This window comes from Thermofilum uzonense (assembly GCF_000993805.1).
GTDB lineage: Archaea > Thermoproteota > Thermoprotei > Thermofilales > Thermofilaceae > Thermofilum > Thermofilum uzonense.
On record NZ_CP009961.1, the window covers coordinates 1,068,600 to 1,086,757 of the forward strand.

General features: G+C 47.5%; 17 protein-coding genes and 2 tRNA genes. 6 read left to right on the forward strand and 13 right to left on the reverse strand.

What is annotated here, in order from left to right:
- Window positions 1-62 precede the first annotated feature (62 nt).
- The 3 genes from acs to MA03_RS05495 all read right to left on the reverse strand — a co-directional run bounded on the left by acs (window position 63) and on the right by MA03_RS05495 (window position 3,754).
- Complete coding sequence (gene acs / locus MA03_RS05485; protein ID WP_052884308.1) at window positions 63-1,976, reverse strand: acetate--CoA ligase; 1,914 nt, start codon at window positions 1,974-1,976, stop codon at window positions 63-65.
- Between the two features lie 91 nt (window positions 1,977-2,067).
- Window positions 2,068-2,164 (reverse strand) — tRNA-Ala (locus tag MA03_RS05490).
- Window positions 2,165-2,272: 108 nt separating this feature from the next.
- Window positions 2,273-3,754 (reverse strand): amidohydrolase, encoded by a 1,482-nt coding sequence (locus MA03_RS05495; protein WP_052884309.1) that lies wholly within the window; start codon window positions 3,752-3,754, stop codon window positions 2,273-2,275.
- Between the two features lie 33 nt (window positions 3,755-3,787).
- Between MA03_RS05495 and MA03_RS05500 the strand changes: the two genes are divergently transcribed.
- Together MA03_RS05500 and MA03_RS05505 are read left to right on the forward strand one after the other, a co-directional pair.
- On the forward strand, window positions 3,788-4,648 hold the full coding sequence (locus tag MA03_RS05500; RefSeq protein ID WP_052884310.1) for a class I SAM-dependent methyltransferase: 861 nt from the start codon (window positions 3,788-3,790) through the stop codon (window positions 4,646-4,648).
- Window positions 4,649-4,698: 50 nt separating this feature from the next.
- Complete coding sequence (locus MA03_RS05505; protein WP_052884311.1) at window positions 4,699-4,989, forward strand: V-type ATP synthase subunit F; 291 nt, start codon at window positions 4,699-4,701, stop codon at window positions 4,987-4,989.
- A gap of 4 nt (window positions 4,990-4,993) precedes the next feature.
- On the opposite strand, the gene MA03_RS05510 is transcribed toward MA03_RS05505, so the two are convergent.
- From MA03_RS05510 to MA03_RS05525, 4 genes are all read right to left on the reverse strand, one after another.
- Window positions 4,994-5,638, reverse strand: a complete 645-nt coding sequence (locus tag MA03_RS05510) for a V-type ATP synthase subunit E (RefSeq protein ID WP_191118442.1) — start codon at window positions 5,636-5,638, stop codon at window positions 4,994-4,996.
- 4 nt (window positions 5,639-5,642) lie between these two features.
- Window positions 5,643-5,993, reverse strand: coding sequence for a hypothetical protein (locus tag MA03_RS05515; protein WP_052884313.1), 351 nt, complete (start codon window positions 5,991-5,993; stop codon window positions 5,643-5,645).
- Window positions 5,975-6,298 (reverse strand): V-type ATP synthase subunit F, encoded by a 324-nt coding sequence (locus MA03_RS05520; RefSeq protein WP_236944940.1) that lies wholly within the window; start codon window positions 6,296-6,298, stop codon window positions 5,975-5,977. The genes MA03_RS05515 and MA03_RS05520 overlap by 19 nt, the downstream gene beginning before the upstream one ends.
- Window positions 6,299-6,457: 159 nt before the next feature.
- Entirely contained in the window at window positions 6,458-7,780 is a 1,323-nt protein-coding gene (locus tag MA03_RS05525; RefSeq protein ID WP_052884315.1) for a phosphohexomutase domain-containing protein, read from the reverse strand.
- Window positions 7,781-7,885: 105 nt separating this feature from the next.
- On the opposite strand from MA03_RS05525, the gene MA03_RS05530 reads away from it, so the two are divergent.
- The gene (locus tag MA03_RS05530) at window positions 7,886-8,287 is read left to right on the forward strand and encodes a Trm112 family protein (protein WP_052884316.1); all 402 of its coding nucleotides are present in this window, start codon (window positions 7,886-7,888) and stop codon (window positions 8,285-8,287) included.
- Here the strand turns inward: MA03_RS05530 and MA03_RS05535 are convergent.
- Complete coding sequence (locus MA03_RS05535; RefSeq protein ID WP_052884917.1) at window positions 8,284-9,999, reverse strand: glutamate--tRNA ligase; 1,716 nt, start codon at window positions 9,997-9,999, stop codon at window positions 8,284-8,286. The two genes, MA03_RS05530 and MA03_RS05535, sit on opposite strands and share 4 nt — an antisense overlap.
- 163 nt (window positions 10,000-10,162) lie before the next feature.
- On the opposite strand from MA03_RS05535, the gene MA03_RS05540 reads away from it, so the two are divergent.
- Window positions 10,163-10,237 (forward strand) — tRNA-Ala (locus tag MA03_RS05540).
- A 109-nt stretch (window positions 10,238-10,346) separates the two neighbouring features.
- On the opposite strand, the gene MA03_RS05545 is transcribed toward MA03_RS05540, so the two are convergent.
- Both MA03_RS05545 and MA03_RS05550 read right to left on the reverse strand, forming a co-directional pair.
- The gene (locus tag MA03_RS05545) at window positions 10,347-11,210 is read right to left on the reverse strand and encodes a hypothetical protein (RefSeq protein ID WP_191118443.1); all 864 of its coding nucleotides are present in this window, start codon (window positions 11,208-11,210) and stop codon (window positions 10,347-10,349) included.
- Window positions 11,211-11,217: 7 nt separating this feature from the next.
- Window positions 11,218-11,616, reverse strand: coding sequence for a hypothetical protein (locus MA03_RS05550; protein WP_052884318.1), 399 nt, complete (start codon window positions 11,614-11,616; stop codon window positions 11,218-11,220).
- Window positions 11,617-11,651: 35 nt separating this feature from the next.
- Here MA03_RS05550 and iorA point away from each other — a divergent pair, with 35 nt between their 5' ends.
- Entirely contained in the window at window positions 11,652-13,517 is a 1,866-nt protein-coding gene (gene iorA, locus MA03_RS05555) for an indolepyruvate ferredoxin oxidoreductase subunit alpha (RefSeq protein ID WP_052884319.1), read from the forward strand.
- A gap of 5 nt (window positions 13,518-13,522) precedes the next feature.
- Window positions 13,523-14,128, forward strand: a complete 606-nt coding sequence (locus MA03_RS05560; protein WP_191118444.1) for an indolepyruvate oxidoreductase subunit beta — start codon at window positions 13,523-13,525, stop codon at window positions 14,126-14,128.
- On the opposite strand, the gene MA03_RS05565 is transcribed toward MA03_RS05560, so the two are convergent.
- The 3 genes from MA03_RS05565 to MA03_RS05575 form a co-directional block, all read right to left on the reverse strand.
- Window positions 14,072-15,226 carry a lycopene cyclase family protein gene (locus MA03_RS05565; RefSeq protein ID WP_052884321.1) on the reverse strand — a complete coding sequence of 385 codons (1,155 nt, stop codon included), beginning with the start codon at window positions 15,224-15,226 and terminating at the stop codon, window positions 14,072-14,074. The genes MA03_RS05560 and MA03_RS05565 overlap by 57 nt on opposite strands.
- 12 nt (window positions 15,227-15,238) lie before the next feature.
- Window positions 15,239-15,859 carry a hypothetical protein gene (locus MA03_RS05570; protein WP_052884322.1) on the reverse strand — a complete coding sequence of 207 codons (621 nt, stop codon included), beginning with the start codon at window positions 15,857-15,859 and terminating at the stop codon, window positions 15,239-15,241.
- A gap of 277 nt (window positions 15,860-16,136) precedes the next feature.
- Complete coding sequence (locus MA03_RS05575) at window positions 16,137-18,074, reverse strand: hypothetical protein (RefSeq protein ID WP_191118445.1); 1,938 nt, start codon at window positions 18,072-18,074, stop codon at window positions 16,137-16,139.
- Between the last annotated feature and the right edge of the window lie 84 nt (window positions 18,075-18,158).

An 18,158-nucleotide genomic window follows, 5' to 3' on the forward strand; every position in this document is an offset into this window, starting at 1 on the left:
ACAAGATATGCTTGAAAGAACTAGAATATAAAATAACGTTCCAAGTTCAGCTTGAGAAATCCTTAGACTCCCACTAGGCTTTTCAGCTCTTCAATGGCGGAGGCATCCTCTATTGTGGATAGATCGCCTAGGCTCTCCTCACCCTTAACGATAGCTTTAAGAACTCTACGCATGATCTTACCGCTCCTAGTCTTTGGAAGCTTGTGTACAAAGAATATGTTGGCTGGCTTCGCGATTGGTCCGATTGTCTCGGATACAAGGTTGAGTAACTCCTCTTCTAGTTTAAGACTTGGAACGTATCCCTCACGTAGCACAACGAAAGCCACGGGAACCTCTCCCTTTATTGGATCGGGCTTTCCAATTACCGCAGCCTCTGCTACAGCAGGATGGGATACAAGTGCGCTCTCGATCTCCATGGTTCCAATTCTATGCGCAGCGACTTTGAGCACCTCGTCCGCCCTACCAAGTATCCAGAAGTAGCCATCCTCGTCACGCATCGCGTAATCGCCAGGGTAGTAGCAGTTAGGGAACCTGCTCCAATAAGTTTCAATATATCTCTTTGGATCCCCCCAAACTCCTAAAAGCATCCCAGGCCAAGGCTTCTTGATAACTAGGTATCCTTGCGTCCCAGGGGGGGCTGGCTCTCCATCTTCGGTGTAGACGTCTGCTTCGACACCCGGGAGCGGGATCGTTGCAGAGCCAGGCTTCAATGGTAAAAGCTGGATACCTGCTGCGGGAGAGATCATGAATCCTCCCGTTTCTGTCTGCCACCACGTGTCTATTATTGGACACTTCCCCTTGCCAACAATGTTGAAGTACCATTCCCAGGCTTCTGGGTTTATAGGCTCACCCACGCTGCCAAGTATCCTTAATGAGGATAGGTCATGTAGCTCGACCCAGTTTTTGCCGTACCGCATGAACATCCTTATCGCTGTGGGAGACGTGTAGAACCCAGTCACTCCGTGCTTCTCAATTATACTCCAGACTCGGTCAGGAGCCGGGTAGTCTAGGGCACCTTCATACATCAGCGTGGTTAGACCATGCATCAGTGGACCATAGACGACGTAGCTGTGACCAGTGATCCATCCAATATCCGCAGTGCACCACCAAATGTCTTCGTCGTTTAGGTTAAAAGCCCACTTGAAAGTCCAGTACACCCAGACTAAGTAGCCCCCCGTGGAGTGATAAATACCTTTGGGAGACCCTGTTGTACCTGAGGTATACAATATGAAGAGGGGGTGGTTTGAATCAACCTTTACAGGCTCTATGTATGTGTTTTTACTAACACCCTCAAGTAGAGTATGTAGCCAGAAGTCCCGGCCTTCCACCATATTTACTGGGTTTCCGGCCCTCTTTACGACTATCACGTTCTCTACAGAGAAGGTCTGTTCTAAGGCCTTATCGGCGATTTCCTTCAAAGGAACTATCTTCCCACGCCTAAACCCGCCGTCAGCAGTGACGAGAAGCCTTGCCTTGGAGTCGTTAATCCTCTTAGCTAGAGAGTCACTACTAAATCCTGAAAAAACAACCGTATGTATAGCTCCGATCCTCGCAGCTGCAAGCATAAAGATCGGGAGCTCCGGTATCATTGGCAAGTACAGGGCTATCCTGTCACCTTCCCTTATTCCAAAGTTCCTTAAAAGGCTTGCAACCCTGTTGACTTCCACAAAGAGATCCCTATAAGTATATTTTCGTATCTCTCCTCCTTCGCCCTCCCATATTATCGCGACCTTGTTCTTCCGCCAAGTCTTAACGTGCTTATCCAGGCAGTTGTAGCTAGCATTAATCAACCCCCCGACGAACCACCTGAAGAACGGCTTCTGAGAGTCATCGAGAACCTTCTCCCATATCTTGAACCACTCGAGTGCGCGTGCCTTTTCGTCCCAAAACTGCTCCGGATTCTCAAGTGCCTGTTTCCTGAGCTCCTCCATCTGGGCTGTTATTACTCTTTTTTCTTCGACTGGAAGAACTCCCATAGTTGTTCGACTAACATGGCTTCTACGATTGCTAATATCAATTTTCGAAAATCCATAATGACAAATTATAGGATATTAGCCGTCTGAGAAGTGGACCGGCCGGGATTCGAACCCGGGACCGCCGCCGTACTCGGAGCCCCTACATTAGCCCTTGCAAGGGCGGCATCCTCCCACTAGACGACCGGCCCCTTAACGTTTAGAGAGTAATCATTATTTAACTCTTTTTCTAATGGAATGTCGGATGATTATTGCACGTCAGCTTGAGAGATGAAATGATTGGTCTTTTCTGACAAGCCTCATTGGGCTTTTGAAATTACCTCCTTTACCCCCTTCCTAGTGATAACAATCTCAGCCCTCGCCCTCTCATAGTCCTGCTTGCTGCGTGGTATATTTCGAAGGTTTGTGACTACAAGGGATCTGCCAAGAGAGGTGTTTTCTGAGTATAATCGCAAGGACTCTGTAAAGGTGAGTTTCTCGAAGGAGGTGTAATTATATATTGGCAACCCCTCTGGTCCTCCCCTCTCCACTGCCGCATAGACGCCTAGCCATGGATTAAAAGGCTCTACCGGGGAGTCCGATGATCCCATGAGGCGGGCTCCACTCGAAAGGAGAGACTTGAAGACATAGACCCATTGGGTTCTGTCGCCCAGTCTGTCTGTTATCCAGGTGTCGCTTAGAATGAAGTGTGGTTGGACAGATATTCGAGGCCTTAACTGGGAAATTTTTTCGAGTAGATCTAAAGGAGTTAGAGAAGCATGCTCTATACGAAGCGTGTTTTTTAATTGCTTTGCCGCTTCCAAAACTTGTTCAAGTGCCTTGTCTCCGATCGCGTGGACAGCAACTTCAAGATTTTCACGAACAACGCCCGAGGATAACTCAAGGATTGCCTTGGCGTCGAGGAGGAGTTCGCCGCTTACTCCTGCGTCTGAATAGGGCTGCCTCAAGGCTGCAGTCCTGGCGCCAAAACTGCCATCGGAGAAGAGCTTAACTCCTCTTATAAGGCCCCGGTATTTCTTTTGAACTCCTCTCAAGAACTCTGAGTGCTCAATATATGCGTTGTACTCATGGATAAGTTCTCCGAGATCCTCCAAGCGAGCGATAACTTCAAGCTCATCCTCGGTGACAGACATGGAGTGGAGTTGTACCACTCCGTAGGACAAATATTCCTCCAGTAAAGATTTCACCAGACTCACAACTTTATCCATTGGAGGTGGTGGAATCTTAGATAAGACATAGTATACGAGATCCTCGAGTACAACTCCTGTGGGTTTCCCGTCTTCAATTTGGATAAATTTAGCCATCTTATCGTACTTCTCCTTTAAGCCGAGGATATCCATAGCCTTTGTATTAAGAACAGCTGCGTGACCGCAAACTCTTACGAGAACGACTGGTTTTTCAGGTGCCACCTCGTCGAGATCATATCGGGTTGGGAGTCGTTTTTCCTCCATCTTATCTTGATCCCAGCCCCTGCCCACGATCCACTCGTTCTTAGCGGATGACTCGTATGCTTTCCTTACCAGTTCCTTTAGCTCATCAATTGACTTTACCTTTCTCAAATCTAGGCGTCCCTGAGCTAGAGCAGTAGAGTATAAGTGCATGTGGGCATCGGTAAGTCCCGGGATAACTATACGCTGGTCGGCGTCTATTACTCTCAGAGGCTGAAATCTATTAATGCCGCTCTCGCTCCCAGTGTAAAGAACCCCGCTTTCGAATGAGAAAACGATGCTGTCTACATCTTCAGAGAGCGGATATGATGCGTTGACGACGGCTAAACGCATAAAGTTAGGATTGAATCAGTTTTTATTAAAGGTATGGTTACACTTCGGGATAAACTTAAGGGGTATTTACCCGACAATATCCTAGGAATGGTGCCGACAAGCTTTGACATAGTAGGCTCGAAAGGAAAGGCTGTAGCGATCATCGAGCTTCCTGATGAGCTTGAGCCATACAGCAAAATCATTGGCGAGAAGATAATGGAGATTCATAAGAGCGTGAAAGCAGTGTATAGGAAGATGGGGGAGAGGAGAGGAGAGTATAGGGTACGTGAACTAGTATTGATCGCTGGCGAGGAGGTTAGAGAGGTAATTCATCGTGAACACGGTTATGTTTTAAAGCTTGACGTTACTCAGGTGTATTTCTCTCCTCGCGAGGCAACTGAGAGGCAGAGGGTTGCCGGTAAGGTAAAGCCCGGAGAAAACGTTATCGTAATGTTTGCGGGTGTCGGGCCATACGCTATAGCAATAGCAAGGAAACAGCCCTTAGTGAATAAGGTGGTCGCAATAGAAATCAACCCGGTAGCCTACAAGTACATGGTTGAGAATATACGGCTAAACAAGCTGGAAGATAAGATATTACCCATACTAGGCGACGTACGCCTAGAGGCATTAAAATTCTCGGGATTTGCAGACAGGGTCGTCATGCCTCTTCCCAAGGGAGCATATATGTTCTTGCAGGAGGCTTTTGGCTCTCTCAAGCCCTCTGGAGGCGTGATACACTTCTACTTCTGGGATCGAGAAGACACTCTTTTTCAGAGAGGCTTCGAGGTCGTGCGTAAGGTGGCTGAACTGAAAGGCTATCAGGCCAGCCTGCTTGAAGCTAGGGTGGTAGCCCCATATGCTCCGCATGTTTACAAAGTCGTCTTCGACGTACAGATTAAAAAGGTAGGTATTTAATACAGTCATACCCCTAAAGGGGGATAGTTTAATGTTATTAGGTCCTGGATATGTTCAAGGTGGGTGCTAGGTTGAAGATAGGGGCAGTTGTTTTATCTGATCTCGAGAAGGCGATTGAGGCCAGCGGCGTAGACAAGGTATACGTTGTTGACAATTGGAAAGAAGCTTTGAAGGTCATAGAGGAGGTCGTAAACAAAAAAGAGGTTGACTTGCTACTTATTGACGATGTGCTTGCCAGACAGATAGGAAAAGGAAAGCTCTCAGAGATCAAGTATAAGAGCCCTTTACCGGCGATCATTGAACTAGAAACAAACAGGATAAAGAAGCCGCTCAGCTCGTAAAATTCTATTTTTCCTTGTTCTCGTAGAGGAGTTTTTTGAGAAGCTCGGGCAGTACTCTTTCACGTATCTCTGTCAGTCTGGCTTCAAGAGTGGCGTTGAAGTACTCTTTCGCATCAGCTGACTCTGCTACAAAGCCGCCCTGACAGTCTATCTCCTCGCCGACGCTTAGAACTAATCCGGGCTTAACCTTGGTCAGGGCTGATGTCTTATCCCTTATCACTTTTTCGATGATTGTTTTACTCCCCCGGCACGGTCTGATCGTTATTTGATTGTTTTTCATGTTTTGAATAGCCTCCTCAAATCTTTTGGATAAAAATGCGTAGTAGTGATTCTCGTCCCTTAAAACTTCTAGAGCCACTTGTGATAGCACTTCCTCGAGGAGATTGAATATGTAGTTGTATCTTTCGGCTAGGTATTTCCGCCTTATTTCCAACCTCCTAGGGGCAAGCTCTGCCTCAATTTTCTGCCTAGTCTCGGTGAGAAGTTGATTGATCTTCTGCTTCCTGAGATCCTCTGCCTTCACGTTTGCTTCATCTAATATTCTTTTGGCCTCTTCCTCAGCCTCTCTAATAATCCTTTGATATTCCTCCTCTGCCGCGCTTCTCAGCTCCTTTATTATAGCCTCCATAAAGTTCTGATTTTCGCTCATCATCTCACCCTATCAAAGTCTCCAGGAGAAGTTTTCTCAAATCTTCCCTGCGGGATTCAAGAGCTGACTTGACCTCGTTCAGCTTCTTTAGCTCCTGACTCTCATAGGCTTTAAGGCTTTCCTCGCGCTTCCTGCGTTCCTCTTCTAGAAGCCTTTGCACTTCCTCGTCTAGCGCTGCCTCTTGTGCTTTAGCTAGTATAGATTTGGCTTGTTCCTTAGCCTTGTTTAGAATCTCGTCGGCAATCTTCTTCGCCTCAGCTACTCGAGCTTCAGCCTTCCTTTGCTCCTCAAGTATCAATTTTATGTTTATCTCACTGGTAAAAGATTGAACAGACTCTACTCTCTCTTGACCCATTTCAACCTCACCCCGACTGCTAAAGAGAGCTTATTATATAATTCTTCCAACCTGTGAGTAGATGCCTTGGAGGAGGAGGGCACTACAACCAGCAAAGGAGGTTCCTTCATTACGGCCATTACCTCGCTGAGCCTGTTGCTTATCAAGGCGTATATTTCTCCCTCAATCATAGCGACCTTGCTCTCAAGTATCTTTGAAATAATTGCCTCTTCCTCCTCCTGACTAGGCTTCTCGCTAACCTTTATCACCTCGAACCCCAGAAGCCGTAGGGGGTCTATGGTTTCCGTAGCTCCTATGGCTACCACGCTCAAATACAACCCCCTAATGGTAACAATGATTCTTATTTATTTTTTCTCCCATATCTCAATCCCCCATGCAAGGAAGGATTAGGAGCTAATTCTTATGCCAAAGTCTGGAAAGGGTAAGCTATTTTGAAGATTAGTTAAAGCGCCGGGAATCCAGACTCAGAGTAGTTGCTTTATATCTCTCGTTACTTTATTTTCAAGATCTTGGAGTGTCTCCATATCCTCGGCCTCTATTGTTATACGTATTACGGGTTCGGTGTTAGAGGCTCTAACGAGAAACCAACCCTTATCGGTATCTACTCGAACACCGTCGAGAGTAGTCACTCTTTGATATTCCCTCAAATACTTCTCCTGTAATGCCTCGACAAGACCGAATTTCTTCTCGTCTGGAACATCCAATTTGAGTTTCTTTACAGGAGGCATTGGAACCCTGTATGATGAGAGAGGCCCATCAAGCGTTTCAATCGTCTCAAGCATGAAGAGAAGAGAAACTATACCATCGTCCAGGTTAACCCCTTTGTAAGTCACAAAATGTCCGCTACTCTCGACACCCAGTTCCACGCCCGCCTTGATCGCGTCGAGAATCATGAAGATCCTGCCCACAGGCACCCTGACAACTCTTCCGCGCCTCGCAGCCACCGCCTTATCAACTATGCTAGAACACTCAACATTCGCGGCAACCTCTGCTCTGCTTAACCGGTTAAGCATGACCACTGCAGCTTGCTCCGGGGTTAAGGGCTCACCATTTTCATCAAAAAATATTACTCGATCCCCATCCCCATCCAGGGATACCCCGAGATCAGCTTTATAATACTTGACAAGATGCTCCATATACCTCGTGTTATCAGGAGTTGGTTCAGAGCCGCGCGCTGGGAAGCGTGGATCAGCATCACAGTTTACAGTGTAGACCTCATATCCAAGGTCTCTCAACAGGTGAGGCAACATCAGGGATGTCGCACCGTTACCGCAGTCGAGTACGACTTTTAGGCCTCCCTTATGACTCCCTATCCTGTGTAGAAACTCGTAGTACTCTGGAAGTATTTCTCGCTCCTTGGATTTGCCGTAGTTTTTCAGATCAGCCCAGGCCACGCCTTTCTCTGCAAGAGTTCGGATCTTCTCGATATCTCCCAGACAAATCGGGTCTCCACCTCCTCGGAAGAGTTTAAACCCGTTCCACTCTGGAGGCAGATGGGATGCCGTGATATACGCTACATGAAAACCAAGATGCTTGGAGGCGTAAATAGCCATACCTATGGGTCCTGCTCCAGCTTCCACAACACTTGAACCTGCTCCTAGGAGACCACTAATAAGGGCTTTCGCTAGTATGGGGGAGCTGAACCTAGTGTCGTGGCAGACACAGTACTCGTCTTGCTCAAAATTTGAGAGAGCCCCCCCTATTATTGTTGCGACGTCAGGCGTGAGATCCTTTCCAAAAACACCACGAATATCATAAGCCCTAAATATATTGGATGGGACTCTCATACATTTCGATACTTTCAATTGCCTTAAAAATTCTTACCGTGCCAAAAATGATCCAGGAGAGAAATATCTAAATATTGAGGACTCGATTAGTTGTGAAGAAGAGATATGAAATACCGGTTAATGGATCTCCTGGCTTGCCCCTACGACAAGCATTTCCCGCTAGAGCTATACGTGGTTGAGAAGGTGGAGTACGAGGGGAGAACATTTACTTTCAAGACAAAGCCTGCCTGCGAGCTATACTGTGCCTATAGGGGTGTGAAGGTAGAGGATCTGGGAGGCAGGGATCCTGGTTGCGATGAATGCATAAAATTCGAGGTGAAGACCGGAATTTTATATTGTCCTCAGTGCGGGCGCTGGTGGCCGATAAAAGACGAGATACCCATAATACTTCCAGACCATTTACGTAAAAAGGAGAGCGATCTCAAATTCCTGGAAAGCATTAAGGACAAAGTGCCTGAGAAAATAATTAAAGAGGGGAAGCCCTGGAACCTCCAGAAACAAACCTAATCATGCGTGAATATATAGACACCTGGCTTCTCCACCCTAATGAAACCTATCCTGACAAATTGTACCCTATCCTCACTTTTTAGTTCACGTGTCGCAGGCTCCCCGTAACCTTTTATTACCCGAACCTCCGTTCTCTCAGCCTTCAGAATTGTTCCAGGGAAATTGTCGTCCTTAGGAACCCATTGAATTATTGGGAGCCCGTGATCCTTAGCATACGCCACGTCATTATTGAGAAATTCTAGCCTGCCCTCCTCACCTATCATGAAATTCCCGAGCCCCATTAGTCGAACTTCCCCTTTACCCGCGAGAGCACCTTCTTCAACTAGAATGTGAGGTGATTCGAGAATTATCTTCCTACGCCCTCTCTCTGGATAAGATGGGTGAACCATAACCTCGGCGACAACTGGCAGCGTAACCCCGGAAAGAACATACTCCTTAACGGGTTCGGCTACAAACATATACCTATTAGAAATGGGCTCGAGATACTTTTTATTCAAGGCATGTATCTTCTCAGTACTCAGGGTAGCAGTGGAAGGCTTTATCCCGACCTCAAAGACTAGATCCCAGATTGTTTGAGGGAGTATACCTCTCCTGCGCAGAGCTATTAAGGTCCCTAGCCTAATATCGTCCCAGCCATGATACGCTCCTTTCTCAATCCCTCTACGTATCACAGACTTGCTCAAAATCATCCCTTCAAGATTAAGTCTACCAAAGTGTATGCCTACCGGGGGCTTCCAGCCGAAATGCCTGTAGATATACTCCTGTTTAATCGTGTTAACCGCGTGTTCTTCCCCCCTTAGAATGTGGGTGATACCCATAAGATGGTCGTCAATAGCACATGCAAAGTTGTAGGTCGGCCAAACAGTGTACTTGTCACCCACGAGCGGGTGGGGGTTTTTACTTGTGTCTAGGACTCTAAAAGCAATCCAGTCCCTAACACTGGGATTTGGATGCGCGGGATCAGTTTTTATTCGCAGTACAGCTTGCTCCTCCCCGTACTCGCCAGCCAGCATTTTCTCCCATCTCTCGAGGTGTGTCTCAGGTGGGAGAAGCGAGCATGGATCCGGCCGGCCCTCATCACGGATCCTCTTTATCTCATCTCGCGGGTGAGTACAGACATATGCCCCTCCAGTTTCGATGAGCTTCCTCGCATGCTCATAATAGATGGGCATCCGGAGGCTCTGAATATACTCTTCATCCCATTTAACACCAAGCCATTTGAGGTCCTCTCTAATCATGTCGTAGGCTTCTAGCATGGGTTTCTTTGTTTTGGGGTCTGTGTCCTCGAATCTGAGGATGAATTTTCCCTTGTACATGACTTTAGCGTAGTAATAGTTTAGTATGGCTGGACGCGCGCTGCCAAGGTGTAGGACGAAGTCAGGGTTCGGGGCAAAACGAGTCACAACGAAACCGTTAAATTCTTCAACGCGCGGAAGTGGAGGGAGCTTTCTTTCCTCCTCCACCCTCTTCTCACGTACTAGGGCCTCGGGCCATGTTTCCCGTAGAAGTTTTTCTTGTTCCTCCAGAGTCATGTTGTTAACCCGTGAAACGACGTCCGTCACAACAGCAACAATTTCTCGAGCTCGTGTCCTCAGCTCCGGGAGCTCTGCGAATACCTTACTTACGACTGCCTTAACCTCAGCCTTTCCCCCAAACCTTACAGCGTTAGCTAGCGCGTATTTCAAGGCTACTTTTTCAACATCTACCTCCATATCTCTTGCCAAGCTGTATTCTAGTCGACGACTAAATTAATGCTTTTGCGAAGCCTTGGGCACGTTTAGCATTGAGTGCCAACAGGAACTCCTATCTCCTACAGGTATCACCTTGTCCAAGGAGACAAAAAACTTAAAAGTCTCATATTCTCGTTTTGATAGAGGGCCGGTCGTCTAGTGGGAGGATGTCCGCTTGGCATGCGGGTGGTCCCGGGTTCGAATCCCGGCCGGTCCACCATCCACTGTAAACTCATTATAAAGGCGAAATTCTAATCGGGATCTTAGTGTGAAAAGCTTCGCCTGTACTCCTTATATCTATAGAAACTGTGAAAGAGCACCACGGGAACCTATCGGGCATGCAGTAAAGTGTAGAGTCCCTTGCTTGTTAGCTCTACCTGAGCTTGACGGAGGTGAAGGTATCCGAAAAGAATGAGCCGTCGAGCTATATCTGATCCCCTCACGGAAAGTTCACGCGTGATGTCAAGCAGGGCTCTATAGCTCATTACGCCGCCTCCGTTTTCGACCTCGGAGAGGAGACTTAGGGCTACCTCGCTGTCTTCGCCGAACGCATTTTTGAGGAGATCCTGTGGTACGCCTGGACGCGGTGCGCGTGGCGCCATGGAACCTTTAGTCTTGGCTTCGGCTCTTTCAACATCTATGTCGCCTTCAGCCAAAGCCCTCAGCTGTAACGCTTTGGGGAGACTGAGGCGTTTTGCATAGATGTATCCGAGTATTCCATGAAGACGTAAAGTGTGCCAGTCCCTGGGATCTGTGGGGTTTAAAAGTATGAGTTTTTCAGTTCCCAGTGAGCCGAGGGCTTGTATAAGAATGGATAAAAAATCTCCTCGTATATTGGTCGCGTAGATGCATACTTCTTTTTTGCTGATAGCAGATAGCGTCGAGGTTGCCGGAGCGTTGGGGAGTAGCAATACGCTACTGCACTCGCTATATGTGCCTGTGTAGGTTGCGATGGAGAGAATACCCCACCATTCCTCGGGCTCGACTGCAGCGGCTTTCCAGACAGAATGAGGACCAGGAGCTAAGTTTAAGAGAAATGAGAGCCTTTCGGGCTTCGCCAGGCGAGTGTCGTGAGCCAGGGCTTTGGAGACAAGCCATTCAGGTGCGAGCGTCCATGGTGGACAATCGCCCTCGGGTGTCACGGAGAATACATTATCGGGGCACTTGTCCCCATAAATGACTAGGACTTGCATTTCGTAGTCACGCCGGTCTGAATGTCTCCGGCGGTGGTTGCTGCGGCGGTGGATGTAATGGGAGCATTGGTGGAAAACCAAGTTCTTTTAACAGGAGCATCACTTCGAAGAAGACTAGGGAGGTCAACATCTGGAGAAGTTGTGGATCAGGTGACCCTTTTGAGAGTTTTAGGTTTACTTCTTCGATTTCCTTTGAGTCGCCTGTGAGCGTGAATTTCCCTTTAATTTTAACTGAGAAAACAGCGGGTACGCTTTCAACGCTAACGACGAACTCGGCTGATAGCTGTTTTTCACTTAACGATATATTAAGCGGAAAATTAACTTGCATGTTTACGTTTAACGGCGTCGGGGGAGGCTCTGCGAATTTTTCAGCCTGTAGATAGGTGAACGCTATAGTTGTCTGCACGAATACCTTTAATTATAATTCAACACTTAAATATTGTGCCGAAGGCTATTATTAGCGGTAATGCTGGTGAAAGAAAGCTTCTCCTTGGAAACGAGGCAATAGCTCGTGGAGCTCTGGAGGCAGGAATATCTGCTGCCGCCGCTTATCCGGGAACCCCCTCAACGGAGATCATAGAGTCACTTGTCGATGTTGCAGGAGAGTATGGAATTTATGTTGAATGGAGTACGAACGAGAAAGTAGCCCTCGAACTTGGAATCGGTGTGTCGATGATGGGGCTTAGGTCCCTGGTAGCGATGAAGCATGTGGGACTTAACGTGGCCTCCGATCCATTGATGAGCCTTGGCTATACCGGGGTTATTGGTGGGCTGGTCATCGTCACCGCGGATGACCCGAATGCTCACAGCAGCCAGAACGAGCAGGATAATCGACTTTACGGAATTCATGCAAACATACCAGTTTTTGAGCCCTCTACTGTACAGGAAGCTAAAGACTTGACTAAAGCCCTCTTTGAAGTCTCGGAAAAATTCCAGTTAAGTGTCATTCTAAGAACAACCACTCGCCTCTCACACAGCAGGTCACCTGTAGTTTTCGGTGAAGTTACCCGTCCTTCACGCGACGCCTCTTTTCACAAGAACCCTGAGAGATGGGCCCTCCTACCCCCCTACAATCTAGTAAAACACCGCGAAGTTTTAGAGAGACTCAAGAAACTGGAAGAGTACCTCTCTGAGTTCAGGTTTAACTCCGTGGTTAAGGGCGAGGACAACGTTGCAGTAGTCACTTCCGGGATCACATACAACTACGTCCTAGAGGCTGTCGAGGAGTTGGGAGTAAAGCCAACAATATATAAGCTTTCCTCGGTGTTTCCGCTTCCGAGAAAAATTGCTCTTGAAATCTTAAATTATGAGAAAGTCATTGTAGTGGAGGAACTAGAGCCTGTGATCGAGTGGCAGCTTAAGATCATCGGCTATGAGGAAAAAACTGGAGCCGAAATATATGGTAAAACTGTGTTCCCGAGGGTGGGCGAGCTGAACAAGGAGCTCGCCAAAGCCGGGATCGCCGCTGTAACGGGTATAGAATATAAGCCTCCGGAGGCAGCTCTAAGCCCTCCGGGACTCCCGCGGAGACCGCCTGTACTTTGCCCTGGTTGTGGACATAGATCGACATACTATGCTGTAAAGCTGGCTGCACAGAGGGCGAGGGTCAAGCCCATATATGCTAACGACATAGGGTGCTATACTCTTGGTTTCTATCCGCCATACGAGATGGCTGACTTCACGTGGAGTATGGGCTCCTCTATTGGTATAGGACTGGGCATAGCACGTTTTAGCAAAGAACCTGTGATTGCGTTTATTGGAGACTCCACCTTCTATCATGCAGGTATACCAGCCCTGATAAACGCCGTGTATAACAAAACACCTCTCCTCGTAATTGTTATGGATAATAGTATTACTGCCATGACTGGACATCAGCCTCACCCCGGTTCCGGGGTAGGGCCCAGTGGTGAGTCAAGGCCACAGATAAAAATAGAGGACGTGGCCAGAGCGGTAGGCGTCAAATTCGTGGAGGTGGTGGACGCCTATGATGTAACGATTGTGCGAGACACTGTACAGCGAGCACTGCGATACATTAAGGAAACAGGAGAGGTGGCGGTCATAGTATCCCGTCGTCCATGCGCATTGCTTGATGTTAGAAATAGGCGTCGTAGGGGTGAGGAAATTAGACCATATATAATCGATGAGGCAAAATGCATCAACTGTGGTATCTGTTTGGATAAGTTTGCCTGTCCCGCCATAGTTAGAGAGAATAGCGGAAAGCCGAGAATTCTTGCCGAGCTTTGCGTAGGGTGCGGCGTATGCGCCTCTATATGTCCTGCGAAAGCTATCCGACCGGCGATGGGGTGATCTCTATGGCGCGTAAAAGTATAGTTGTAGCTGGAGTTGGGGGACAGGGACTTATAACCATTGGAGGTGTGCTGGGTGAAGCTTTAAGCGAGAAGGGCTTCAATGTGAGCGTAGGCGAGGTACATGGTTTGTCGCAGAGGGGTGGCTCTGTTGTAGTCTTCCTGAAGTATGGTGATGGATCAGTGTCTCCCATCGTGACTACGGGTGAAGCCGACTTAATTATCGGCTTGGAGCTAATAGAGGCGGCGAGGCGTCTCCAACTGGCTCGCAAAGGAGGCTTCGTTATTGTGAATGATTTTCTACTGCCTCCACCTGCCGCCGGAAAAGTGCCGAGCCGCGAAGAGCTGCTGAAAAGCATTAGAGGCTCAGGATTAAATGATTTTGTAATCGATGCAAATGGACTGGCTTTAAAGGCTGGGTCGGAGATAGCTGTGAACATGGTTATGATTGGGGCCAGCCTTGCCACGCGTGTAATCGACGTCAGTGTAGAAGATATCGAGCGTATTTTGACTAGGCGGTTTAAAGGAGAGTTACTGAGAATAAATCTGGAGGCGTTAAAACTGGGCTACGAGGAGGTTGAAAAGAAGAGGTATAGCTCTCAGGTAAAATAGTGGTTCTCTTTTCATAAGTTCCATTCCTAGCTTCCGGAGCAAGCTTGTCTGAACATCCATGTCCCCATACTTGGAGACGAGCTCTTCCCCATTTATCCTCTTTAGAACCAGGAATAGTTCGTTTAACTCTTTATCGTTCATCCCGTCAAGAAGCCTACGCAGCAATAGCTGGCGCTTGATCTCCCGTCCTAAGAGTCTCCTGATGCTATAGTCGTAGTGGGCCTGCGAGTTCTTCGCGAGGGCCTCGGCCAAGTAAAGAGAGGCATAGGAGTGATACACGAGTCCTCCCCCTGTCGTCGGTTTTGTTTGACCTGCCGAGTCCCCAACATAGTATACTGTGCCGCTCACCTGATCCGCCAGCCCACCGGTATAGACGGCTCCACCAAGCACCCTCAACCTAGAAGTGGGTTTTATAATACCATTTGTGATCTTCTCGAGACGATTAGCGAGAGTCTTTAACCTTAGAAGAACATTTCCTTTAGAGGCTAACCCTATTCGAACCCGATTGTCGTCGAGAGGAACAGCCCAGGCAAAAAATCCTTTAGAAAACTGATCGCCTAGAAAAACGTGTACATATTTATACTCCTCGAGTCGCGCACTCATATCAAACTGCAACGCAGGTATTACGTGTTTTCTGGCTTCGGGTCTTCTAGAGGTTAGACTTTGAAGCCCCCTTGCATCAACGATAAAGGAGGGTTTGAGGGTCGTGTCCCTAAAGTAGACTTTTCCATTCGCGAGACTAGCCTTTACACCCAATACAAATTTTACCCTGTCAGCAACCAATTTATAGAGCATGTACTCGTACAAAGGTCTGTTGATCACAACCGCTACGGGCTCCGTCCTCGCAACAAGCAATCGAATCCCGGAAGGAGAATAGATGTATGCTCCATGTATGTAGTTTACGGCTAGATTTTGCAGAGGCACCCGTAGCGCATTCTTTACGCCGTTTAAACTAATAAGCCCTGTGCAGTGTTCCGGATAACCTATCCTAGCGTGCTCTTCAATTACCAATATATCGAGATTCGTTCTCTCTAAGATATTTCTGGCTGCTTGCAGACCCGCAGAACCTGCTCCTAGAACTATCACTTCGGGTTTCATGTGGGATGCCGATCAATAGGGATTTTCTCTCATGAGGATTTTTAGTTCGCGTGCTAGTTGTTTAGCCATGTCTATAATCATTTTTCCCTGCCTCTCCGAGGAAAACCCTAGCCTCTTAATTATGACTTCGCCCTCGGAGTCGATCTTTAAAGCCATGACCCTGAGAAGCTCTAATGGGGATTTACCATTATAAGTCTTCTTTAGTGCCTCAAGCTCCGAGAGTACCTCAGATCCTCTCCTGAGTACAAAGCCGTTCAGAAGGATCCAGCTATTCGCAAAAGTCGAAAAAACCTTCCTGGCCTCTGACACACCTATATCAGAAAGTTTTAGCATGGAAACATATCTCCCGCCCCTAAAGTCCTTGCCCTCCTCGACTAAATCTTTCGCCCTGAGCCTTAAAATTGCGTCCTCTATCTCTTGTGAGAAAGGAAGGAATACTGAGGGAGAAGCCTTTACAGAAACATATGGATATAGGAAGAAGCATAAGTGAAGGGTCTCCTCGCCATAGAAGGGCGTCCTCCCATCCAAATATAGGAATAGGAGAAGGAAATCATCGAGCACTGGTTCGTATATGGGGGCTAACTCCAACTTTTCCGCGATCTCAAAGTGCCAGTCCAACGTCAATAATGTCATCACCACCAACACTAGCCTCCAAAGATAAAATCCTTATCGCTTGTAACAGTGCTCCCATCAAAGCTATGGAAGATTCCTGGCCCCGAGGAGGCCCTCAAGCATGCTCCTGTCCTTTTCGAGTCCCCTGAGCGTCGCTTCCATGCTGTCGAGTGCCTTCCTTTAGTCTAACAGGATGCCCACGTAGGGCCTCACCGAGAAGAAAGATGACACCAGGAGCAAGACACAGCCCTCAAGAGGGGTAGCCGGGAGCCATCACCCGGTGACGCAGGGCAGCAGGCTACACCTCTATTATGTCTGAGGGCTCCCTTTTTAAACTTTTAACAATCTTCCTAACGACGACAACAACAATAATTATCAATACGAGTAATGCCGCCAACTCAAGATATTGAGTGGTTATAATGTACCCGTTTACTACGGCAATAATATCTAACGTTATACTCTTGAACGAGTCTGAAACTAACGTCACATTGTAGGCTCTGTCTCCTACACGCACAGTATACTGACCCTGCGGCAGGAATCCTGCATCCACGCGGCCATAAATGTCTGTGCTCAAGGTTTTCCTTATCCCAGAACCATATATTACTACGGGCATGCCTGCAATGGGTTGATTAAGCGCGCCTAGCAATTGTATTCTAAGCTGATAGATTGGAAGAGAGAATACGAAAACATTCTGAGCCTCTGTGACTTCCAGTTCACCTTCGTAGACTTTGTCCTGGGCTATATAAACAGTGAAAGTATACTTTCCCGGGATAACCCCCTCAATCTTTGCCTTACCACTGCTCGAGGAAGAGTTATAGGAAAGGGCATTCCCTTCAAGCATTAGCGTGTAGTTTGTGAGAAGGCTTTCAGTACCTTCTCTCAAGAGAGTGATTTGAACGGTTGTAGTATTGGTAATTATTGGAAGGTAAGAGTCTCCCTGCACCTGGATCTTTGTGCGGGCAATGACGTTACCGGCCAAATAAATGAGTATCACATATTCTCCAGGCGGTAAGGGGCAGACTTCAGCATCTCCATTTCGTGTGAGGCCAGAGGCCACAATCTTACCTTGTGAGTAGATGGTATAGTACGCGTTGCGAACCTTTCCCCCACTTCTATCGAGGAGTGTAAAGGTTAAGGTATAGATTGGCGGCGTCAGAGTAAACCTTGGAGGAGGAGTAGTTACAATCACGTCTACAAGCGACAAGCCGCTCGAAAAGAACCTGAATAGAAGCGTTGTATTATCTCCATTCACCAGAACTGAACTATCACTTGTACCCAAAGACTTTTCAGAGGAAAACACGCGGAAACTCACACCTGTCAACCCACAGAGAGAAGCCGGTTGAGCAACATTGAATGACACAGGATACACCAAGGCATCAAGAGATATGGAAGTAGCGTTGAACCTTGTCATTAATAACTTAGGAGGCCCCCCTACAATCAGGTTAGCTGGAAATCTGCTAAGGTTTGTATGGGTAGGAGCATTGACGAAGATGAAAACTTCCGGGTAAGGGGGTAACTGCACTCTAACGCCAAATCTGGCCTCTATGCCATAGAGGTAGGAATACGTAGCCTTGAGAAAATCTCCACGCAGGGATACATTTTCAAAAGGAACTATTGCTTCGACTACTTGAAGACTCTCTCCGAGAAGAGTAATACTTGTCTGGTTAAGAACCCAAAAAGGCTTATTCACCACGTTTTTGAACTCGCCGCCGCGAAGTAGGAGTACTAACCTTATTCCTAAAGTTTTGAAGCCTGGGATTGGAGGAGAAGAGATGTTAAGAGGCGAGGTCGTTGAGCCACCTGGGAGTGCAAAGAAAGCTAGAATAGGTTGTCGAGGCGGTACATCAGAGAATGTGACTTCTACCTTGTGGGGAGTCCCATCAAGCATCAGGATTGCTGTATTCCAGAGAACCCCGGTTCCTCTTATCGGCTTGTAGTCCACCCCATCCACAAGTACTGTGGTGGGCTGTTTCCCTGATGCCGCATCGGTTCTGATAATTAGTATTTTTGAAGATGTCGTTATCGAAAGAGTCGTCCCAGGGATCATGAGGTAAGAGCTTTTCCATGAAACGCCATCGTACTCAAGAACCTCCGCGTAGTTAACGTATACTGTTGGCACAGCCTCCAGCATGGGAGGCAAAGCCAGGAATATTAAAAGTACCGCTAGCGCAGCACGCATATATGACCATGCAACAACCTCAGATCCAGGATTTGAAAGTGTTGCTGATAATCTCATAAAAACAGCCTATGGAACCATGGCAACGGGAGGTAAAAGTTTTGTCAAATGGCTCGGGATAAGCATTTATATATTTATGTTAAG

Coding starts and splice junctions, on each gene's coding strand:
- acs (WP_052884308.1), bottom strand. CDS start 1,976: ATGGGAGTTCTTCCAGTCGAAGAAAAAAGAGTAATAACAGCCCAGATG.
- MA03_RS05495 (WP_052884309.1), bottom strand. CDS start 3,754: ATGCGTTTAGCCGTCGTCAACGCATCATATCCGCTCTCTGAAGATGTA.
- MA03_RS05500 (WP_052884310.1), top strand. CDS start 3,788: ATGGTTACACTTCGGGATAAACTTAAGGGGTATTTACCCGACAATATC.
- MA03_RS05505 (WP_052884311.1), top strand. CDS start 4,699: ATGTTCAAGGTGGGTGCTAGGTTGAAGATAGGGGCAGTTGTTTTATCT.
- MA03_RS05510 (WP_191118442.1), bottom strand. CDS start 5,638: ATGAGCGAAAATCAGAACTTTATGGAGGCTATAATAAAGGAGCTGAGA.
- MA03_RS05515 (WP_052884313.1), bottom strand. CDS start 5,993: ATGGGTCAAGAGAGAGTAGAGTCTGTTCAATCTTTTACCAGTGAGATA.
- MA03_RS05525 (WP_052884315.1), bottom strand. CDS start 7,780: ATGAGAGTCCCATCCAATATATTTAGGGCTTATGATATTCGTGGTGTT.
- MA03_RS05530 (WP_052884316.1), top strand. CDS start 7,886: ATGAAATACCGGTTAATGGATCTCCTGGCTTGCCCCTACGACAAGCAT.
- MA03_RS05535 (WP_052884917.1), bottom strand. CDS start 9,999: ATGGAGGTAGATGTTGAAAAAGTAGCCTTGAAATACGCGCTAGCTAAC.
- MA03_RS05545 (WP_191118443.1), bottom strand. CDS start 11,210: ATGCAAGTCCTAGTCATTTATGGGGACAAGTGCCCCGATAATGTATTC.
- MA03_RS05560 (WP_191118444.1), top strand. CDS start 13,523: ATGGCGCGTAAAAGTATAGTTGTAGCTGGAGTTGGGGGACAGGGACTT.
- MA03_RS05565 (WP_052884321.1), bottom strand. CDS start 15,226: ATGAAACCCGAAGTGATAGTTCTAGGAGCAGGTTCTGCGGGTCTGCAA.
- MA03_RS05570 (WP_052884322.1), bottom strand. CDS start 15,859: ATGACATTATTGACGTTGGACTGGCACTTTGAGATCGCGGAAAAGTTG.
- MA03_RS05575 (WP_191118445.1), bottom strand. CDS start 18,074: ATGAGATTATCAGCAACACTTTCAAATCCTGGATCTGAGGTTGTTGCA.